Below are 18,675 nucleotides of genomic sequence, written 5' to 3' on the forward strand. Positions count from 1 at the left end.
GTGCCCGCCATGTACACGGCGCAAAAACGCCCGGAAATGCCCCATAAATGCCCTCACGGCGCTTTTTTAGGGCAAAAAAGGCCTCGCTTGACTTCGGCAGGCTGTTCGGGTTGACTGAAACCAGAAAAGATCAATGATTGATATTTTTAACAACAAAGGTGTTGCATCATGTCGGTACCCCCGCGTGCCGTTCAGCTTAACGAAGCGAACGCGTTCCTTAAGGAACATCCTGAGGTTCTGTACGTTGACCTTCTGATTGCGGATATGAATGGTGTGGTGCGCGGCAAGCGCATCGAACGCACCAGCCTCCACAAGGTTTACGAGAAAGGCATCAACCTGCCGGCCTCTCTATTTGCTCTGGATATCAATGGTTCGACGGTGGAAAGCACCGGCCTGGGCCTGGACATCGGCGACGCCGACCGTATCTGCTATCCGATCCCCGATACCCTGTGCAACGAGCCGTGGCAGAAGCGCCCGACCGCGCAACTGCTGATGACCATGCACGAACTCGAAGGCGACCCGTTCTTCGCCGACCCGCGTGAAGTGCTGCGCCAGGTGGTGACCAAGTTCGACGAACTGGGCCTGACCATCTGCGCCGCCTTCGAACTCGAGTTCTACCTGATCGACCAGGAAAACGTGAACGGCCGTCCGCAGCCGCCACGCTCGCCAATCTCCGGCAAACGCCCGCACTCGACTCAGGTCTACCTGATCGACGACCTCGACGAATACGTCGACTGCCTCCAGGACATTCTGGAAGGTGCCAAAGAGCAAGGCATCCCGGCCGATGCGATCGTCAAGGAAAGTGCCCCGGCGCAGTTCGAAGTGAACCTGCACCATGTCGCCGACCCGATCAAGGCCTGTGACTACGCGGTCCTGCTCAAGCGCCTGATCAAGAACATCGCCTACGACCATGAAATGGACACCACTTTCATGGCCAAGCCGTATCCGGGCCAGGCAGGCAATGGTTTGCACGTACACATTTCGATTCTGGACAAGGCCGGCAAGAACATTTTTGCCAGCGAGGATCCCGAGCAGAACGCCGCGCTGCGTCACGCGATCGGCGGTGTGCTCGAGACCCTGCCCGCGCAGATGGCGTTCCTCTGCCCGAACGTCAACTCGTATCGTCGTTTCGGCGCGCAGTTCTATGTACCGAACTCGCCGTGCTGGGGTCTGGACAACCGCACCGTGGCGATTCGCGTACCGACCGGCTCTGCCGATGCCGTGCGGATCGAACACCGCGTTGCCGGTGCCGACGCCAACCCGTACCTGCTGATGGCTTCGGTACTGGCCGGTGTGCATCACGGTCTGGTCAACAAGATCGAGCCGGGCGCGCCTGTCGAAGGCAACAGCTACGAGCAGAACGAGCAAAGCCTGCCGAACAACTTGCGCGATGCCCTGCGCGAGCTGGACGACAGCGAGGTGATGGCCAAGTACATCGATCCGAAGTACATCGATATCTTCGTCGCCTGCAAGGAAAGCGAGCTGGAGGAGTTCGAACACTCCATCTCCGACCTTGAGTACAACTGGTATCTGCATACGGTTTAAGTGTTTGCAACTTCAAAACAACGCCGTTGGCTGATTCAGCCAGCGGCGTTTTTTTATGGCCGCCTGCGGCGGTTCGCGAGCAGGCTCGCTCCCACAATTGATCTCCAGTGAACGATGACTTTGTGTACGCAGCGGATCCTGCTCGCGAAGGCGTCATGGCAGACAACACACAAGCCTGCTCGTACAATGCCCGCTGCCCCGCAGGAGACTTTCATGACGCGTCCCGCCACCGTCCGCAAACCCCGTGCCCGCAGTCAGGCGCGGATCGATTCGATCCTCGACGCCGCGCGCACGCTGCTGGCCGCCGAGGGCGTGGCGAGCCTGTCGATCTACAGCGTGGCCGAGCGAGCGCAGATTCCGCCCTCCTCCGTTTATCATTTCTTCGCCAGCGTCCCGGCCTTGCTCGAAGCGTTGACCGCCGACGTACACGCGGCCTTTCGCGCCTGCCTGCAAGCGCCGATCGATCATGAGGCCTTGCGCGACTGGCGCGATCTGTCGCGACTGGTCGAGCAGCGCATGCTCGAGATCTACGGCGAAGACGCCGCGGCACGCCAGTTGATTCTCGCCCAGCACGGGCTGACGGAAGTGACCCAGGCGGACCGCCAGCACGATCTGGAACTGGGCGAGCTGATGCACAAACTGTTCGACCATCACTTTGAATTGCCCAAGCTGCCGGACGATGTCGATGTGTTTGCCTTGGCAATGGAACTGGGCGACCGCGTTTATGCACGTTCGGTGCAACAGCATGGGCAGATCACGCCGCGCATGGCCGAGGAAGGGATGCGTGTGTTCGATGCCTATATCGGGTTGTATCTGCCGCCCTATCTGCCGAAGAGAAATCTTTAGCGTCCTCACCGCCTCTTCGCGAGCAGGCTCGCTCCCACCTTTGAAATGCATTCCCCTGTGGGAGCGAGCCTGCTCGCGAAGGCCGCACTGCCGATTTCAAGCCAGGCACAGAAAACCCCGAAGGGCTCACACCCTTCGGGGCTGTTGTTTATCCACAGGTTTACAACTTGGCGATCGACACCTCAGTGGATTTCACAAAGGCAATTACCTCACTGCCCACCACCAGTTCCAGCTCTTTCACCGAGCGAGTGGTAATCACCGAAGTGACGATGCCCGAAGCGGTCTGCACGTCGATTTCCGACAGCACGTCGCCGAGGACGATTTCCTTGATCGAGCCTTTGAACTGGTTGCGCACGTTGATGGCTTTGATAGTCATGATATTTCTCCTGAGGTCGAAATAAGCTGCAAGTGGCAAGCTACAAGCGGCAAGTAAAAGCACAGTGTTTCTACTTGTAGCTTGCAGCTTGTAGCTTGCAGCTGCGTCATTGCGCCCAACGCAATTGCGTAGGCAGGGGTGAAACAGGTTCCGGCGTCGGCGGTTCGCCGGGCAGGGACAGAACACGGTTGAGCACTTCGGTTTCCAGTGCGGCCAGGCGATGCGAGCCACGCACGCGTGGGCGCGGCAGTTCGACGTGCAGGTCGAGGCCGACTTCGCCGTCCTCGATCAGAATCACCCGGTCGGCAATCGCCACCGCTTCGCTCACGTCGTGCGTCACCAGCAGCACGGTGAAGCCGTGTTGCTGCCACAGGCGTTCGATCAGTTGCTGCATCTCGATGCGGGTCAGGGCGTCCAGCGCGCCGAGTGGTTCGTCGAGCAACAGCAGGCGCGGTTTATGAATCAGCGCCCGAGCCAGGGCGACACGCTGCTTCTGGCCGCCGGATAACGCCGCTGGCCATTCATTGGCGCGATCGGCCAAGCCCACCGCTTCGAGCGCGTCCAGCGCTTGCGGCCGCCAGTTGCCCTTGAGGCCGAGGCCGACGTTGTCGATGATCTTTTTCCACGGCAGCAGGCGCGCTTCCTGAAACATCAAGCGAGTGTCATCGCGCGCTTCGCTGAGCGGCGCAGAACCGGCGAGCAGGTCGCCGCCAGTCGGTTGATCAAGCCCCGCGAGCAAGCGCAGCAAGGTGCTTTTGCCGCAACCGCTGCGCCCGACTACGGCGACAAATTGCCCCGCCGGAATGTGCAGATCGATGTCGCGCAGCACTTGGCGCGTGCCGAAGGTTTTCTGCAGGTTGCGCAGGGCCAGCGGAATACCGCGCAGCAAGCGTGGCGGCTGTTGAGCAGTCATGCCGCACCTCCCTTGGCTACCTGATAGGCCGGATGCCAGCGCAACCACACGCGCTCAAGCCCACGGGCGGCGAGGTCGGCCAGTTTGCCCAGCACGGCGTAAAGCAGGATCGCCAGCACCACCACGTCGGTCTGCAAAAACTCACGGGCGTTCATCGCCAGATAGCCGATGCCCGAGCTGGCCGAAATGGTTTCAGCGACGATCAGCGTCAGCCACATGAAGCCCAGGGCAAAGCGTACGCCGACCAGAATCGACGGCAGCGCGCCGGGCAGAATCACCTGGCGGAACAGGCTGAAACCGCTCAAACCATAACTGCGCGCCATCTCCACCAGCGCCGGGTCGACGTTGCGGATGCCGTGATAAGTGTTCAGATAAATCGGGAACAACGTGCCCAGCGCCACGAGAAAAATCTTCGCCGACTCGTCGATGCCGAACCACAGGATCACCAGCGGAATCAGCGCCAGATGCGGCACGTTGCGGATCATCTGCACCGAGCTGTCGAGCAGGCGCTCGCCCCACTTCGACAGGCCGGTGATAAAGCCCAGCACCAGACCAATGCTGCCGCCGATGGTGAAACCGAGTGCCGCGCGCCAGCCGCTGATGGCCAGGTGCGTCCAGATTTCGCCGCTGCGTACCAGACTGACGCCGGCTTCGAGCACCGCCACCGGCGCCGGCAGAATCCGGGTCGACAACCAACCGGCCGACACCGACAACTGCCACACCGCCAGCAGCAACACCGGCAACGCCCAGGGCGCGAGGCTGTGGATAAATTTCTTCATGGCCGCGCCTCAGCTCTGCGATGCGGCTTTGGGCAGGATGTCGTTGGCGACCATTTCGCCGAACGGGCTGACGTAACCGGCGCTTTTCGGCAATTCCGGGCGCTCGACGTCGAGGTGCGGAAACAACAGCTCGGCGACCCGATAGGATTCTTCGAGGTGTGGATAACCGGAGAAGATGAACGTATCGATGCCCAGATCCGCGTATTCCTTGACCCGCGCCGCCACGGTCGGGCCATCGCCGACCAGCGCCGTGCCGGCGCCGCCACGCACCAGACCGACGCCGGCCCACAGGTTCGGGCTGACTTCAAGATTGTCGCGGCTGCCGCCGTGCAGCGCGGCCATGCGTTGCTGGCCGACCGAATCGAAGCGCGCCAGCGAAGCCTGCGCACGTTGGATGGTGTCGTCGTCCAAATGCGAAATCAGCCGATCCGCCGCTTGCCAGGCTTCGGCATTGGTTTCACGGACGATCACATGCAAACGAATACCGAAGCGTACGGTGCGGCCGAGTTTGGCGGCTTTGGCCCGGACTTGTACAATCTTCTCCGCCACCGCCGCTGGCGGCTCGCCCCAGGTCAGGACCATTTCCACTTGCTCGGCGGCCAGATCCTGCGCCGCTTCAGACGAGCCACCAAAATACAGCGGCGGACGCGGTTGCTGGATCGGCGGATAGAGCAACTTCGCCCCCTTCACACTGATGTGCTGGCCATCGTAATCAACGGTTTCGCCTTCCAGCACGCGGCGCCAGATGCGGGTGAATTCCACCGAGGCCTGATAGCGTTCTTCGTGGTTGAGGAACAGGCCATCGCCAGCCAGCTCTTCCGGGTCACCGCCAGTCACCAGATTGAACAACGCACGACCGCCGGATAGACGATCCAGGGTCGCTGCCTGTCGCGCCGCCACCGTCGGGGAAATGATCCCGGGGCGCAGGGCGACCAGAAACTTCAGGCGCTGGGTCACTGGAATCAGCGACGCCGCCACCAGCCACGAGTCTTCGCAGGAACGCCCGGTGGGAATCAGCACACCGCCAAAACCAAGGCGATCCGCCGCTTGCGCGACTTGCTGCAAATAACCGTGATCCACCGCGCGGGCGCCTTCAGCGGTGCCAAGGTAATGGCCGTCGCCGTGGGTAGGCAGGAACCAGAAAATATTGAGGCTCATGGAGTGGTCTCCTTGTGGATTCGAATTACTGCGCTGGGGAGCTTTGGGCCACAGCGGCCGGCGGGGTCCAGATCACGTCCTTGATGCTCAGCGGCTTGGGAATCAGCTTGAGCTGGTAGAACGTGTCGGCGATTTTCTGTTGCGCGGCGACCACTTCCGGGGTCAGGAACAGCGCGCCATAGCCCTGGCGTTTCACCGAGGTCAGGGTGATGTCTGCCGGCAGACCGAGCAGTGGCGCCACCTGTTGGGTCACGTCTTGCGGATTGGCTTGCGACCATTCGCCGACCGCGCGCACTTCTTCGACAAGGGTCTTGATCACCTCGGGATTTTTCTGCGCGTAAGGTTTGGTGGCGAGATAGAACTGATGGTTGTCGACGAGGCCTTTGCCGTCACGCAGGGTATGCGCCTGCAGTTGTTGCTCGGCCGCGGCCTGATACGGATCCCAGATCACCCAGGCGTCGACGCTGCCGCGCTCGAACGCTGCGCGGGCATCGGCCGGTGGCAGGAAAACGGTTTGAATGTCGCTGTACTTGAGGCCAGCATCTTCCAGCGCGCGCACTAACAGGTAGTGAACATTGGAGCCTTTGTTCAGGGCAATTTTCTTGCCTTTGAGATCGGCCACCGATTTGATCGGCGAATCTTTCGGCACCAGGATCGCTTCGCTGTGCGGCGCGGGTGGTTCGTAAGCCACGTAGAGCAGATCGGCGCCAGCGGCCTGGGCGAACACAGGCGGGGTTTCGCCGGTCACGCCAAAGTCGATCGAACCGACATTGAGACCTTCGAGCAGTTGTGGGCCGCCGGGGAATTCAGTCCATTGCACGTCGACGCCCTGGGCGGCCAGACGTTTCTCCAGCGTGCCTTTGGCCTTGAGCAGCACCAGCGTGCCGTACTTTTGATAACCGATCCGCAAGGTCTCGGCTTGAGCTTGGGTAATAGCGCCGATGGACACAGCCGCAGCAAACAGAGCGACCAGACCACGACGCAAAAATACAGGGCGCATGGCGCTCTCCTTTTTGCTGTTGGGTTGTGGCTGCACCTGCTTGCCCGTTGGCGGGCGAGTAAGGCCAGTACTTCAAATTTCGATGAGACTCAAATGCTCCAGCGAGCACTCAACAAACGTTCGTTCAACAGGCCCGGCTCCAGCGGTTTCGGCCGGCGTGCCATGGCTCCGACAAACTGCTCCAGCGCTTCATGCAGTCGCAATTCCAGGGTCGGCGCCAGTTGCGCATCGGCACTGCCTTCGCCGTAAGCGATCTGGCTGTCCTCGGCAAAAATCCCCTGGAGCATTTCCTGGGCTTTCAACGCCGACAGCACTGGCTTGAGGGCGTAATCGACTACCAGCATGTGGGCGATGCTGCCACCGGTGGCCATCGGCAAGACGATCTTGTGGCTCAGTGCACATTCGGGCAGCAGATCGAGCAGGGTTTTCAGTGCGCCGGAAAACGACGCCTTGTATACCGGCGTAGCGATGAGCAGGCCGTCGGCGTTTTCGATCTGTTGCAACAGATTGAGAACCTTGGGACTGTCGAAGCGCGCGTGGAGCAAATCTTCGGCCGGGAAGTCCCGCACCTGATAACTCACCACTTCCACTCCGTGCTGTTGCAGCCAGCGTTGCGAACGCTCCAGCAGCACCGCGGAGCGGGAGCGCAGGCTGGGGCTGCCACCCAGTGAGACGACCAGCATTGAGACGATTCCTTAAACGTTAGCGGCGATTCGCAGGTTGCGATCTCGCTTCAATGGAATGACCTTACCAGCAGATTTATATATCCATAAATCATATTTATTCATTTGGTTATGCGTTTTAGAGATATATCAACTGCCTTTATTTGGACAAAAAAAAGGCCGTCGAAACGGCCGAAATTCCCCTGCGTTGTCATTCTGGATTCTCAAGTGCCTGGGCTGACGCCTTCGCGAGCAGGCTCGCTCCCACATTGAAATGCGATCCCTGTGGGAGCGAGCCTGCTCGCGAAAGCGGTGGTGGCTAGACCGCGAATATTATTTGTTCGGCTGCGGCGTCAGACGCAGGTACGGCTTCACCGCGCGATAGCCTTTCGGGAAGCGCTGCTTGATCTCGTCTTCATCCTTGAGCGAAGGCACGATCACCACGTCTTCACCGTCCTGCCAGTTGGCCGGGGTGGCCACCTTGTAGTTGTCGGTGAGCTGCAGCGAGTCGATTACCCGCAGGATCTCGTGGAAATTGCGCCCGGTGCTCGCCGGATAAGTAATGGTCAGACGAATCTTCTTGTTCGGATCGATGACGAACAGCGAACGTACGGTCAAGGTATCGCTGGCGTTCGGATGGATCAGGTCGTAGAGATCGGAAACCTTGCGATCGGCATCGGCCAGGATCGGAAAATTGACCACGGTGTTCTGGGTTTCATTGATGTCTTCGATCCACTTGTGGTGCGAATCCACCGGGTCGACTGACAGCGCAATGGCTTTGACGCCGCGCTGGCTGAATTCGTCCTTGAGCTTGGCGGTGAAGCCCAGTTCAGTGGTGCATACCGGTGTGAAGTCTGCCGGATGAGAGAACAGCACGCCCCAGCTATCGCCCAGCCATTCGTGGAAACGAATCTTGCCGGCGCTGGAATCCTGTTCGAAATCGGGGGCGATGTCGCCAAGTCTGAGGCTCATGATGCAGCTCCTGTTGGAGTTGTTGGAGACCTCAACTGTAGCTCGGGATTTGCGCTCATGAAAAAGATTAAATAAAGCGATATCTAGATCTTTATTGAATATTAAAAATCTGTTCACTGGACCCTTGGCGAGATCGCGTCGAACATCGGCATCAAGGTTCGAGAAGGCCTTGAGTTGCAGTAAGAGGGAAACTTCGAGACAGGCTTACGGGGGTGGGCCTGACTCGAAAACGCAAAAGCCCCGTCCGGCGCAATGCCGGACGGGGCTTTTTTTACGTCTGCGAATCGAGCCGCGCTATTACAACAGCGGGATCGAGTAGCTGACGATCAGGCGGTTTTCGTCCTGCGAACGGGTGTTCGGCAGGTCGGTGCGCCACACAGCGTTTTTCCACATCAGGCCGACGTTCTTGAACGGGCCTTCCGGTACGACGTAACCGATGGTGAAGTCGCGTTCCCACTCGGAACGGTTCGAAGCGCTTTCGCGACCGTTGCTGCCAACGGTGTCGATGCTGTCGCCCTTCAGGTAAACCACACCGGCGGTCAGGCCAGGTACGCCAACCTTGGCGAAATCGTAGGAGTAGCGAGCTTGCCAGGTTTTCTCACCGGCACGGCCGAACTTCTGGATCTGCATGTCGGTGATGGTGTAGTTCGACGAACCGTCGCCCTGGTTCAGCCAAGGGAAGTCGCTGCTGCCGTTGGAAACCTGGTAGCCGCCGCCGAAGGTGTGGCCGGCAACGGTATACAGGAACAGGCCGCTGTACAGGTTGTTGTCGACTTCGCCACGACCGTTACGGAAACCGGTGTAGTTACCCGAGCTGTAGTAAGCCGAGTCGGTGCCGTTCTTGCCGTCGTCGGAGCTGTTGAAGTAACGCAGGTCAGACTTCAAGACGCCCGGGCCGATCGACCAGTTGTGTACCAGACCCAGGAAGTGCTGCTTGTAGAAGTCTTCCAGGTTGCCGTAGTAGTACTGGGCAGTCAGGTCTTTGGTGATCTTGTAGTCACCACCGGCGTAGATGAACTTGTTGCTGTCGCGGAACGCCGTGCCACGGGAGTTGGCGCCACCGATCGAGAGGTTTTCATTGTTGCTGGAGTTACGACCTTTTACCGCTTCGATCTGACCGCCGACCAGGGTCAGGTCCTTGATCTCGCCGGAAGTGATCTGGCCGCCCTGCCAGGTTTGTGGCAGCAGACGACCGTCGTTGGTCACGATGACCGGCAGTTTTGGCTGCAGAGTGCCCAGCTTCAGTTCGGTCTGGGAGATCTTGGCTTTGGCAGTCAGGCCCAGGCTGGAGAAGTTGTCCACGGCTTTGCCGTTGGACTCGCTCGGGAACACGGTGCCGCCGTAAGCGGTGCCACTGTTGCCGTTGGTGCCGCCGCCCGAATCCAGACGGATGCCCAGCAGGCCGATGGCGTCAAGGCCGAAGCCGACGGTGCCTTGGGTGTAACCGGAGATGAAACGCAGATCGAAGCCTTGGCCCCACTCTTCGTTCTTGTTGGCGCCAGCGCCATCACGGTTGTCGGTGTTGATGTAGAAGTTGCGCAGCCCCAGAGTTGCCTTGCTGTCTTCAATGAAACCGGCGGCGCCTGCTTGCTGCGCCATAACCCCAACAGCCACGGCCAGGGCCAAGGTGGACTTGTTCATGTATCGCTCCTCTCGTTCTAATTCTTGTGTTCCTGGTTCGGGGTCGTTTTGCCCTGAATCCTAAGATGCGCGATTAGCGCCAGACCGTGACTGCCAAGTCAATCGTAACCTTGTGTGTCTACGACCAACGTCTAATCGCCAGTGATTGGGTCCCTGCAGAGTAAAGATTTCCTGATAAAGCCAAAAAGAATTTATTCGTTCTTTTTCATACCATTCGGGCATATGGCCCAATAATGGCCATCTCCTGCGGGAGACAGCGTATCGGCAACTAAGCTCATTCCTAAATGGTATTTGCTGACCTTTTTTTAGATCGATTAGCTTTGGCGTGCTCCCAACACGTCAAAACCCATCGAAAAGGCGACGCATCATGGCGAAACGCGCACTATCAAGTCAATTTGTTACAGTTTGTGTGTCGGCACTGATTTCTTTTTCCGCACATGCCGCTGGTCTGACCGTTGGCTATCAGACCGGCATCGACCCGAGCAAAGTGCCCCAGGCGGACGGCGTCTATGAGAAGACCATCGGCGAGAAGATCGACTGGCGTCGCTTCAACAGCGGCCCGGAAATTGTGACAGCCATCGCTTCGGGTGACGTGCAGATCGGCAACCTTGGCTCGAGCCCTCTGGCCGCAGCCGCGTCACGCAATCTGCCGATCGTGGCGTTTATCGTTTCGGCGCAGATCAATGCCGCCGAAGCCTTGGTGGTGCGCAATGGCAGTGGCATTGATAAACCGCAGGATCTGGTCGGCAAAACCATCGCCACGCCGTTCGTGTCCACTTCTCACTACAGCTTGCTCGGGGCATTGAAGCACTGGGGCCTGACAACCTCGCAAGTCAAAGTGGTCAACCTGCAACCGGCAGAGATCGCCGCCGCGTGGAAACGTGGCGACATCGACGGAGCGTTTGTCTGGTCGCCGGCGCTGGGTGAAATCCGCAAGACCGGCAAGACGTTGACCGATGCCGCGCAGGTCGGCCAGTGGGGCGCGCCGACCTTTGAAGTGTGGGTTGCGCGCAAGGATTTTGCCGAGAAGCACCCGGACGTCGTGGCGAAATTCGCCAAGGTCACGCTGGACTCGTTCGCCGATTACGCCGCGCAAAAAGGCAGCTGGACCGCCGACTCGGTGCCGGTACAGAAAATCGCCAAACTGACCGGTGCCAATGCCGCCGATGTACCGGAACTGCTCGCCGGCTCGACATTCCCGGATGCCAAGGCGCAGCAAACCACAGCGCTGCTGGACGGCGGCACGGCGAAGGCGATTGGCGAGACAGCGAAGTTTCTCAAGGAACAGGGCAAGGTCGAAACGGTGCTGACGGATTATTCGCCGTATGTCAGTGCGAAGTTTGTCGCGCAATAAAAAGCTTCGCGAGCAGGCTCGCTCCCACAGAGTTCACTGAACAAATGTGGGAGCGAGCCTGCTCGCGAATGGCGTGACGCGATTACAGCGTCTTTTCGAAGATCTTCGAGTTGCGCTGATAGTTGTACAGCGAAGCCCGCGCCGCCGGCAGGCGCTCGACGCTACTCGGCTCGAAACCACGCTCACGGAACCAGTGCGCAGTGCGCGTGGTGAGCACGAACAAGGTCTTCAAACCCTGCGCCCGTGCACGGGTTTCGATGCGCTCAAGCAGTTCATCACCGCGGCCGCCATGACGATACTCCGGGTTCACCGCCAGACACGCCAGCTCACCGGCATCGGAATCGGCAATCTGATACAGCGCCGCGCAGGCGATGATCATGCCCTCACGCTCGACCACGCTGAACTGCTCGATCTCGCGCTCCAGCACTTCGCGTGAACGGCGCACCAGAATGCCCTGCTCTTCCAGCGGACTGATCAGGTCGAGCAAGCCGCCGACATCTTCAATCGCCGCCTCGCGCACTAGCTCGAATTGCTCCTGCGCGACCAGCGTACCGCCGCCGTCACGGGTGAACAGTTCGGTCAGCAGCGCGCCGTCTTCGGCGTAGCTGACGATATGGCTGCGCGCTACACCGCCGCGGCAGGCTTCTGCAGCCGCGTCGAGCAACTCCGCCTGATAATTGCTCATGCCCAGACGCTGCAAATGCGCCGGCACTTGTTGCGGACGCAGTTCGCGCACCAGTTTGCCGTTCTCGTCGATCAGGCCGAGCTCGGCGCCGAACAACAGCAGTTTATCCGCACCCAGATCGATGGCGGCGCGGGTGGCGACGTCTTCGCAGGCGAGATTGAAGATTTCACCGGTCGGCGAGTAGCCCAGCGGCGACAGCAGCACGATCGAGCGCTCGTCGAGCAGGCGGTTGATGCCCTTGCGGTCGACCCGGCGCACTTCGCCGGTGTGGTGATAATCAACGCCTTCGAGAACGCCGATCGGCCGTGCAGTGACAAGGTTGCCGCTGGCCACGCGCAAGCGCGAGCCCTGCATCGGCGAGGAAGCCATGTCCATCGACAGCCGCGCTTCGATGGCAATGCGCAACTGACCGACCGCATCAATCACGCATTCCAGCGTTGCCGCGTCGGTGATGCGCATGCCGTGGTGGTAATGCGGAGTCAGGCCGCGCGCGGCGAGGCGGGTTTCGATCTGTGGACGCGAGCCATGCACCAGCACCAGGCGCACGCCGAGGCTGTGCAGCAGGACCAGGTCGTGGACGATGTTGCCGAAGTTCGGATGCTCAACGCCGTCGCCGGGCAGCATGACGACGAAGGTGCAATCGCGGTGGGCATTGATGTAAGGGGACGCGTGACGAAGCCAATTAACGTATTCGGGCATGAACCTGGGCCTGTAATAAAGAGCAGCCGAAAAAGGGGCGAAACGAAAAAACGCACAGCGGGCTGATGGTTATCGTCGGAACAGGCTTGGCGACACGCGCGCTCTCCTCATGAATACGGGTTGGGGTGATGGCAATTTACAGTCTTTGTGCGGATAAAACACAGTTCCCTTGTGGGAGCGAGCCTGCTCGCGAAAGCGGTTTATCAGTTGACGTTGAGGCGTCTGAAAGGGTGCTTTCGCGAGCGAGCTCGCTCCCACAGGGGGCATCATCGTTCGTCAGTCGTCAGGCAGTAATGTTCAATCAACTGCCGCAATAGCTGCACGGTAGGCTGCAAACGTGACATTTCAAGGTATTCGCCGGGCTGGTGCGCGCAGGCGATGTCGCCGGGGCCGAGCACGATGGTTTCGCAGCCGAGGCGCTGAAGATAAGGCGCTTCGGTGCCGAACGCCACTGCTTCGGCGCGATGGCCGGTGAGCTTTTCGGCGATGCGCACCAATTCAGCGTCTTCGCTCTGCTCGAACGGCGGCACTTCCGGGAACAATGGTTTGTAGTCGATCTTGACCTGATGCCGCTCGGCCACCGGGTTGAGCTTGCGCAGGATTTCCGCGCGCAGGACCTTCGGGTCCATGCCCGGCAGCGGGCGCAGGTCGAATTCAAGCGAACACTGGCCACAGATGCGATTGGGGTTATCACCGCCATGGATGCAGCCGAAGTTCAGGGTCGGCTGCGGCACGCTGAATTGCGGATTGTTGAATTCGCGCTGCCACAACAGGCGCAGGCCGCGCAGCTCGCCGATCGCATCGTGCATGGCTTCGAGGGCGCTGTGGCCGAGGCGCGGGTCCGACGAATGCCCGCTCTGCCCGAGAATGTCGATGCGCTCCATCATGATGCCTTTGTGCATGCGGATCGGCTTGAGCCCGGTCGGCTCGCCAATCACCGCCGCGCGGCCCAGCGGTTGCCCGGCCTCGGCCAACGCGCGGGCGCCGGACATCGAGCTTTCTTCATCGCAGGTGGCGAGGATCAGCAGCGGCTGCCTGAACGGTTTATCGAGCAGTGGCTGCACGGCCTCGATGATCAGTGCGAAGAAGCCTTTCATGTCACAACTGCCGAGGCCGACCCAGCGGCCATCGACTTCGGTGAGTTTCAGCGGATCGGTCTGCCACAGGGCGTCGTCATACGGCACCGTGTCGCTGTGCCCGGCCAGCACCAGCCCACCGGGACCGCTGCCGATGCTGGCGAGCAGGTTGAATTTGCCCGGGCTGACCTGCTGGATATCACAGGAAAAACCCAGATCGCCCAGCCAGCCGGCAAGCAGGTCGATCACCGCCCGGTTGGATTGATCGAGGCTGGGTTGGGTGCAGCTGACCGATGGCGCGGCAATCAGCGCAGCGAACTGGTCTTGCATGGATGGCAAAGGCATCGCTGACTCCAACTCCCGGATTGAGGTCCATCATAGAACCATCCGGCGCTCGGAATAAACCGCCGCAGGGCGTAGGAAGTTTGACTCCTGTACACTGCACGGCCTTGGCAGCCACACATTCCCCCGGCTGCGCTCCCGATACTCTGGATTTTCCGGCCATGCAGAAAGAAACCGAAATCAAACTCCGCGTCAGCCGCGAAACCCTCGCCGCGCTGCGCGAGCACCCGCTGCTGAAGAAACGCAACAAAAGTGGCTGGGAACGCCGTGAGTTGATGAACCAGTACTTCGACACCCCGGAGCGCGATCTGGCCCAGGCCAAAGTCGCCCTGCGCCTGCGCAAGGATGGCGACGAAGTCATTCAGACCCTGAAGACTCGCGGCCACAGCGTCGCCGGTCTGTCCGAGCGTAACGAGTACGACTGGAAACTGCCGAAAGCCAAGCTCGATGTGAAGAAACTCGACGGCGAATGCTGGCCCGAGTCGCTGGCCGAGCTGGACAAGAAAACCCTCAAGCCGATCTTCACCACCGACTTCGTCCGCGAGCGCGCCGAAATCGCCTGGGGCCGTGGCAAGACCAAAGTGGTCATCGAGGCCGCACTGGACCTCGGTCACGTGGTGGTCGGCAAGCAGAAAGAAGAAATCTGCGAGCTGGAACTGGAACTGCGCGAAGGCGAGCCTGCCGCGCTGCTCGAACTGGCCGCCGAACTGGCCGAAACCCTCGCCTTGATGCCGTGCGACATCAGCAAGGCCGAGCGCGGTTATCGCCTGTACGACGCCAACAGCTATTCGCTGAGCCTGCCGGCACCGGAGCTGACCCCGGAAACCCAACTCGACGACGCCTTCGCCGCGCTGAGCTGGCACTTGCTCGGCAGCAGCCAGCGTCTGGCCGAACAGTATCGTTTCAACGGCCATTGGCGCCTGCTGCAGGACTGGGTCGAGAACCTCGCAGAAATGCGCGCCCTGCTCAGCAGCCTCGGCCAGGCCGCGCCGCGTCAGTCGACGCACGACCTGCGTGTGGCGCTGGATGCTTTGCTCGAAGACTGGCGCCCGCTGGTGCAGGTCGGCATCGAAGACGAAGACGTGCGCAAAGCCGCACCGGAGCAGTTCCTCGAAGAACTCGAAGATCCGCGCTGGGGCCTGTTCTCGCTGAGCACGTCGCGCTGGTTGCTGGCCCGCACCTGGACCACCGACCGCAACGTGCGCGGCAATCGTCAGGGCGGCGCGCAGCTGCACAGCTGGCTGCCGCGCCTGCTCGGCGAAGAAGCCACGGCCCTGCAACTGCAGCGCTATCAACAGCAGCCGGAAGACCTCGCCGAACAACTGCCGCGCATCGAGCGCATTCAGGTCTGGCTGCACCACGCGCGCAACGTACTGGAAATCCCGGAAATGGATCGCCTCTACGGCGAGCTGAACAAGTTGGCGCAACTGGCCAACGAGCCGACCATCACCGACGAACTGCTCGACGCGCGCAAGCAGCAGGCGATCGCGGTTTACCAGAATCGCGCATGGAAAATGCTGTTGCGCATGTAATACCGCATTCGCGAGCAGGCTCGCTCCCACATTGGATGCAATCCTCTGTGGGAGCGAGCCTGCTTGCGAAGAGGCCCGCCGCCTCACCTCAGACCGGCAGGCTGGTGATGGATTGATCGTTCCCACGCTCCGCGTGGGAATGCAGCCCGGGACGCTCCGCGTCCCAAAGCGGACGCAGAGCGTCCGTTGAGGCATTCCCACGCGGGAGCGTAGGAAGGATCAGGGTAGAACCGGCAGGCTGGTGGTGGATTTGATTTCCGACAACGCGACAATCGAATTCACTTCCTGTATCCCCGGCACCAGCGACAGCTTTTCAAAGAAAAACCGCTCATACGCCTCGATGTCCGCCGCGACAATGCGCAACAGAAAATCCACCGCGCCCATCAACACATAACATTCCAGCACTTCCGGGAAGCCGCGAATCGCCTCGGTGAACTCGGTGAAATTCGAACGCCCGTGGGCGTTGAGTTTGATCTCGGCGAAGATCTGCGTGTTCAGACCAATCTTCTTGCGGTCGAGCAAGGTCACCTGACCGCGAATGATCCCCTCCTCCTTCATTCGCTGAATCCGCCGCCAGCACGGCGACTGCGACAGACCGACCTGCTCGGCGATCTGTGCACTGGACAACGAAGCGTCCTCTTGCAGCAGGGCGAGTATCTTGCGGTCGTAGGCGTCCAGCTCGCTGTGCATAGAAAAACCTCAGAAACTAAATAATGCGAATTGATCACGTCGATCAATTGCCAATATCGCCGATCTTAGCCAAGAAATACCCGCCAGCGAATGTAAAAATTTCTTCAGTGATCTGGAGACTTGCCATGCCGCACCTTGAAGCCGTAAACAGCGCCCCGACCCGCGCCGACGTGTGGAACGTCAGCAATGCCCATTGCCTGGCGCAGTATCAGATTCTCGCCGAGGCCGAGCCGGATCTGTTGGTGCGGGTGCTGAACCTGTTCGCACTCCAGTGCCTTACGCCCGAGCAGGTCAATGTGCAGCGCACGGATGATCTGCTGTCGATCGACCTGGTCATCGGCGGCCTGAGCTGGCACCGCGCACAAGTGATCGCGGAAAAACTTCGTAACCTGATCAGCGTCTGCTCGGTCGATCTGCGAAACGCCGACAGCGCTTGGGATGCCCCGGCACAGGCCACCGGCTGACAAACCCGGCAACGGCTTCGTCGGGTAGTGGCCCAACGGTCAGCAGGGCCACGGCTATTCTTTTGCGCACTGTCGCTTGAAAAGGAAGCCCGCATGTCCGTTCAACTCGCTCTTCAGGACCGCTGGCTGGACCTCAATGAAGTGCTGCGCGAGCTGGTCGCGCAGGGCTTTATCTGCCAGGACGCCGCCGAGCAGGCGTTGAATGCGCGTCGCCGTCACGCGGCGCACGCGCAGAAGCATCCGCTGGAATTCATCGCCAGCCAGCAGCTCGACGACCTCAGCCGTCCGGGCAAGCACCTGGACCTGGAAAGCCTGACCTTGTGGCTGGCGCAACAGGCCGGCCAGCCGTACCTGCGTATCGATCCGCTGAAAATCAACGTTGCGGCGATCACGCCGCTGATGTCCTACGCCTTCGCCCAGCGGCACAAGATTCTCGCCGTCGCCGTAGACCGCGACTCGGTGACCGTCGCCAGCGCCCAGCCCTACGTCACCGGTTGGGAGGCTGACCTGACCCATGTGCTGAAGCTGCCGATCAAACGGGTGGTGGCCAACCCGGCGGACATCCAGCGTTTCAGCGTCGAATTCTTTCGCTTGGCGAAATCGGTCAGCGGCGCCAGCAATGCCGATGCGCAGGGCGGCAACCTTGGAAATTTCGAACAACTGCTCAACCTCGGCGCCAGCGATCAGGAGCCAGACGCCAATGATGCGCACATCGTCAATATCGTCGACTGGTTGTTCCAGTACGCCTTTCAGCAGCGCGCCAGCGATATCCATATCGAACCGCGCCGCGAGCAAGGCACCGTGCGTTTTCGCATCGACGGCGTGCTGCATAACGTCTATCAATTCCCGCCACAGGTGACCATGGCGATTGTCAGTCGCCTGAAAAGCCTCGGCCGCATGAACGTTGCGGAAAAGCGCAAACCGCAGGACGGCCGGGTCAAGACCAAGACCCCGGACGGCGGCGAGGTGGAGCTGCGCCTGTCGACGCTGCCTACGGCGTTCGGCGAAAAAATGGTCATGCGGATCTTCGACCCGGAAGTGCTGCTCAAGGATTTCGATCAACTGGGCTTCAGCGCCGACGACCTGCGCCGCTGGCAGGACATGACCCGCCAGCCCAACGGCATCATTCTGGTCACCGGGCCAACCGGTTCGGGCAAGACCACCACGCTGTACACCACGCTGAAAAAACTGGCGACGCCCGAGGTCAACCTCTGCACCATCGAAGATCCGATCGAAATGGTCGAGCCGGCCTTCAACCAGATGCAGGTGCAGCACAACATCGAGCTGAGTTTCGCCGCCGGCGTGCGTGCGCTGATGCGACAAGACCCGGACATCATCATGATCGGCGAGATCCGCGACCTTGAAACCGCAGAAATGGCGATTCAGGCCGCGCTCACCGGGCACTTGGTGCTATCGACCCTCCACACCAACGATGCGCCAAGCGCGATCAGCCGTCTGCTCGAACTCGGCGTGCCGCATTACCTGATCAAGGCTACGGTGCTCGGCGTCATGGCCCAGCGTCTGGTGCGCACCCTGTGCCCGCACTGCAAGGCGCCGCAGACCCTGGACGAGGACGACTGGCAGACGCTGACCCGGCCATGGCAGGCGCCGTTGCCGGGCCATGCGCAACGGGCGATCGGCTGCGTCGAATGCCGCGACACCGGTTATCGCGGCCGCGCCGGGGTTTACGAAATCATGCAATTGAGCGACAGCCTCAAGGCGTTCATTACCCCGGACACCGATCTCACGGCGATCCGCCGTCAGGCCTTCAAGGAAGGCATGCGCAGCCTGCGCCTGTCCGGCGCGCAGAAAGTCGCGGCGGGGCTGACCACGGTTGAGGAAGTGTTGCGCGTGACACCGCAAAGCGAGCAGAGGTAGTCCACCACGGAACCGGATCCCGGAACGACGATCCAACGCCGTAGTTAATCCCCCAGGAGTCAC

Annotated in this window: 17 protein-coding genes; 6 read left to right on the top strand and 11 right to left on the bottom strand. The window is 60.6% G+C overall.

From position 1 onward, the window contains the following. Window positions 1-168: 168 nt before the first annotated feature. Both ACGSLL_RS06795 and ACGSLL_RS06800 read left to right on the top strand, forming a co-directional pair. Window positions 169-1,545 (top strand): glutamine synthetase family protein, encoded by a 1,377-nt coding sequence (locus ACGSLL_RS06795; RefSeq protein ID WP_016772657.1) that lies wholly within the window; start codon window positions 169-171, stop codon window positions 1,543-1,545. A gap of 213 nt (window positions 1,546-1,758) precedes the next feature. Further along, window positions 1,759-2,391: a TetR/AcrR family transcriptional regulator gene (locus tag ACGSLL_RS06800; protein ID WP_394504327.1), complete on the top strand. Its 633-nt coding sequence runs from the start codon at window positions 1,759-1,761 to the stop codon at window positions 2,389-2,391. Window positions 2,392-2,551: 160 nt separating this feature from the next. Here the strand turns inward: ACGSLL_RS06800 and ACGSLL_RS06805 are convergent, their stop codons facing one another. The 8 genes from ACGSLL_RS06805 to ACGSLL_RS06840 form a co-directional block, all read right to left on the bottom strand. Continuing rightward, entirely contained in the window at window positions 2,552-2,767 is a 216-nt protein-coding gene (locus ACGSLL_RS06805) for a TOBE domain-containing protein (RefSeq protein ID WP_003229256.1), read from the bottom strand. A gap of 106 nt (window positions 2,768-2,873) precedes the next feature. Next, window positions 2,874-3,680 (bottom strand): aliphatic sulfonates ABC transporter ATP-binding protein, encoded by an 807-nt coding sequence (gene ssuB / locus ACGSLL_RS06810; protein WP_394504330.1) that lies wholly within the window; start codon window positions 3,678-3,680, stop codon window positions 2,874-2,876. Continuing rightward, window positions 3,677-4,459: an aliphatic sulfonate ABC transporter permease SsuC gene (gene ssuC / locus ACGSLL_RS06815; protein ID WP_394504332.1), complete on the bottom strand. Its 783-nt coding sequence runs from the start codon at window positions 4,457-4,459 to the stop codon at window positions 3,677-3,679. The genes ssuB and ssuC overlap by 4 nt, the downstream gene beginning before the upstream one ends. Window positions 4,460-4,468: 9 nt before the next feature. Continuing rightward, complete coding sequence (gene ssuD / locus ACGSLL_RS06820; protein ID WP_394504335.1) at window positions 4,469-5,617, bottom strand: FMNH2-dependent alkanesulfonate monooxygenase; 1,149 nt, start codon at window positions 5,615-5,617, stop codon at window positions 4,469-4,471. A gap of 25 nt (window positions 5,618-5,642) precedes the next feature. Next, window positions 5,643-6,617 (bottom strand): sulfonate ABC transporter substrate-binding protein, encoded by a 975-nt coding sequence (locus ACGSLL_RS06825; protein WP_394504337.1) that lies wholly within the window; start codon window positions 6,615-6,617, stop codon window positions 5,643-5,645. Window positions 6,618-6,706: 89 nt separating this feature from the next. Next, the gene (ssuE, locus tag ACGSLL_RS06830; protein ID WP_394504339.1) at window positions 6,707-7,300 is read right to left on the bottom strand and encodes an NADPH-dependent FMN reductase; all 594 of its coding nucleotides are present in this window, start codon (window positions 7,298-7,300) and stop codon (window positions 6,707-6,709) included. Between the two features lie 312 nt (window positions 7,301-7,612). Beyond that, window positions 7,613-8,251, bottom strand: a complete 639-nt coding sequence (locus ACGSLL_RS06835) for a peroxiredoxin (RefSeq protein ID WP_394504342.1) — start codon at window positions 8,249-8,251, stop codon at window positions 7,613-7,615. Window positions 8,252-8,548: 297 nt separating this feature from the next. After that, window positions 8,549-9,892, bottom strand: coding sequence for an OprD family porin (locus ACGSLL_RS06840; RefSeq protein ID WP_203419917.1), 1,344 nt, complete (start codon window positions 9,890-9,892; stop codon window positions 8,549-8,551). Between the two features lie 364 nt (window positions 9,893-10,256). Here ACGSLL_RS06840 and tauA point away from each other — a divergent pair, with 364 nt between their 5' ends. Further along, the gene (gene tauA, locus ACGSLL_RS06845) at window positions 10,257-11,246 is read left to right on the top strand and encodes a taurine ABC transporter substrate-binding protein (RefSeq protein WP_394504999.1); all 990 of its coding nucleotides are present in this window, start codon (window positions 10,257-10,259) and stop codon (window positions 11,244-11,246) included. A gap of 82 nt (window positions 11,247-11,328) precedes the next feature. Here the strand turns inward: tauA and argA are convergent, their stop codons facing one another. Continuing rightward, a complete protein-coding gene (argA, locus tag ACGSLL_RS06850; protein ID WP_016772647.1) occupies window positions 11,329-12,630 on the bottom strand; it encodes an amino-acid N-acetyltransferase in 1,302 nt (433 codons plus the stop codon). A 266-nt stretch (window positions 12,631-12,896) separates the two neighbouring features. Next, on the bottom strand, window positions 12,897-14,051 hold the full coding sequence (gene argE, locus ACGSLL_RS06855) for an acetylornithine deacetylase (protein ID WP_394504345.1): 1,155 nt from the start codon (window positions 14,049-14,051) through the stop codon (window positions 12,897-12,899). A 158-nt stretch (window positions 14,052-14,209) separates the two neighbouring features. On the opposite strand from argE, the gene ACGSLL_RS06860 reads away from it, so the two are divergent. Further along, window positions 14,210-15,580: a CYTH domain-containing protein gene (locus ACGSLL_RS06860; RefSeq protein ID WP_394504347.1), complete on the top strand. Its 1,371-nt coding sequence runs from the start codon at window positions 14,210-14,212 to the stop codon at window positions 15,578-15,580. A gap of 219 nt (window positions 15,581-15,799) precedes the next feature. Here ACGSLL_RS06860 and ACGSLL_RS06865 read toward each other — a convergent pair whose 3' ends face one another. Then, a complete protein-coding gene (locus tag ACGSLL_RS06865) occupies window positions 15,800-16,270 on the bottom strand; it encodes an Lrp/AsnC family transcriptional regulator (protein ID WP_258451226.1) in 471 nt (156 codons plus the stop codon). 125 nt (window positions 16,271-16,395) lie between these two features. Here ACGSLL_RS06865 and ACGSLL_RS06870 point away from each other — a divergent pair, with 125 nt between their 5' ends. Beyond that, window positions 16,396-16,734 (top strand): hypothetical protein, encoded by a 339-nt coding sequence (locus ACGSLL_RS06870; RefSeq protein WP_394504350.1) that lies wholly within the window; start codon window positions 16,396-16,398, stop codon window positions 16,732-16,734. A 93-nt stretch (window positions 16,735-16,827) separates the two neighbouring features. Further along, window positions 16,828-18,612, top strand: coding sequence for a GspE/PulE family protein (locus tag ACGSLL_RS06875; RefSeq protein WP_394504352.1), 1,785 nt, complete (start codon window positions 16,828-16,830; stop codon window positions 18,610-18,612). The last annotated feature ends 63 nt before the right edge of the window (window positions 18,613-18,675 follow it).

The sequence above is a fragment of the Pseudomonas retamae genome (assembly GCF_043496865.1).
Taxonomy (GTDB): domain Bacteria; phylum Pseudomonadota; class Gammaproteobacteria; order Pseudomonadales; family Pseudomonadaceae; genus Aquipseudomonas; species Aquipseudomonas retamae.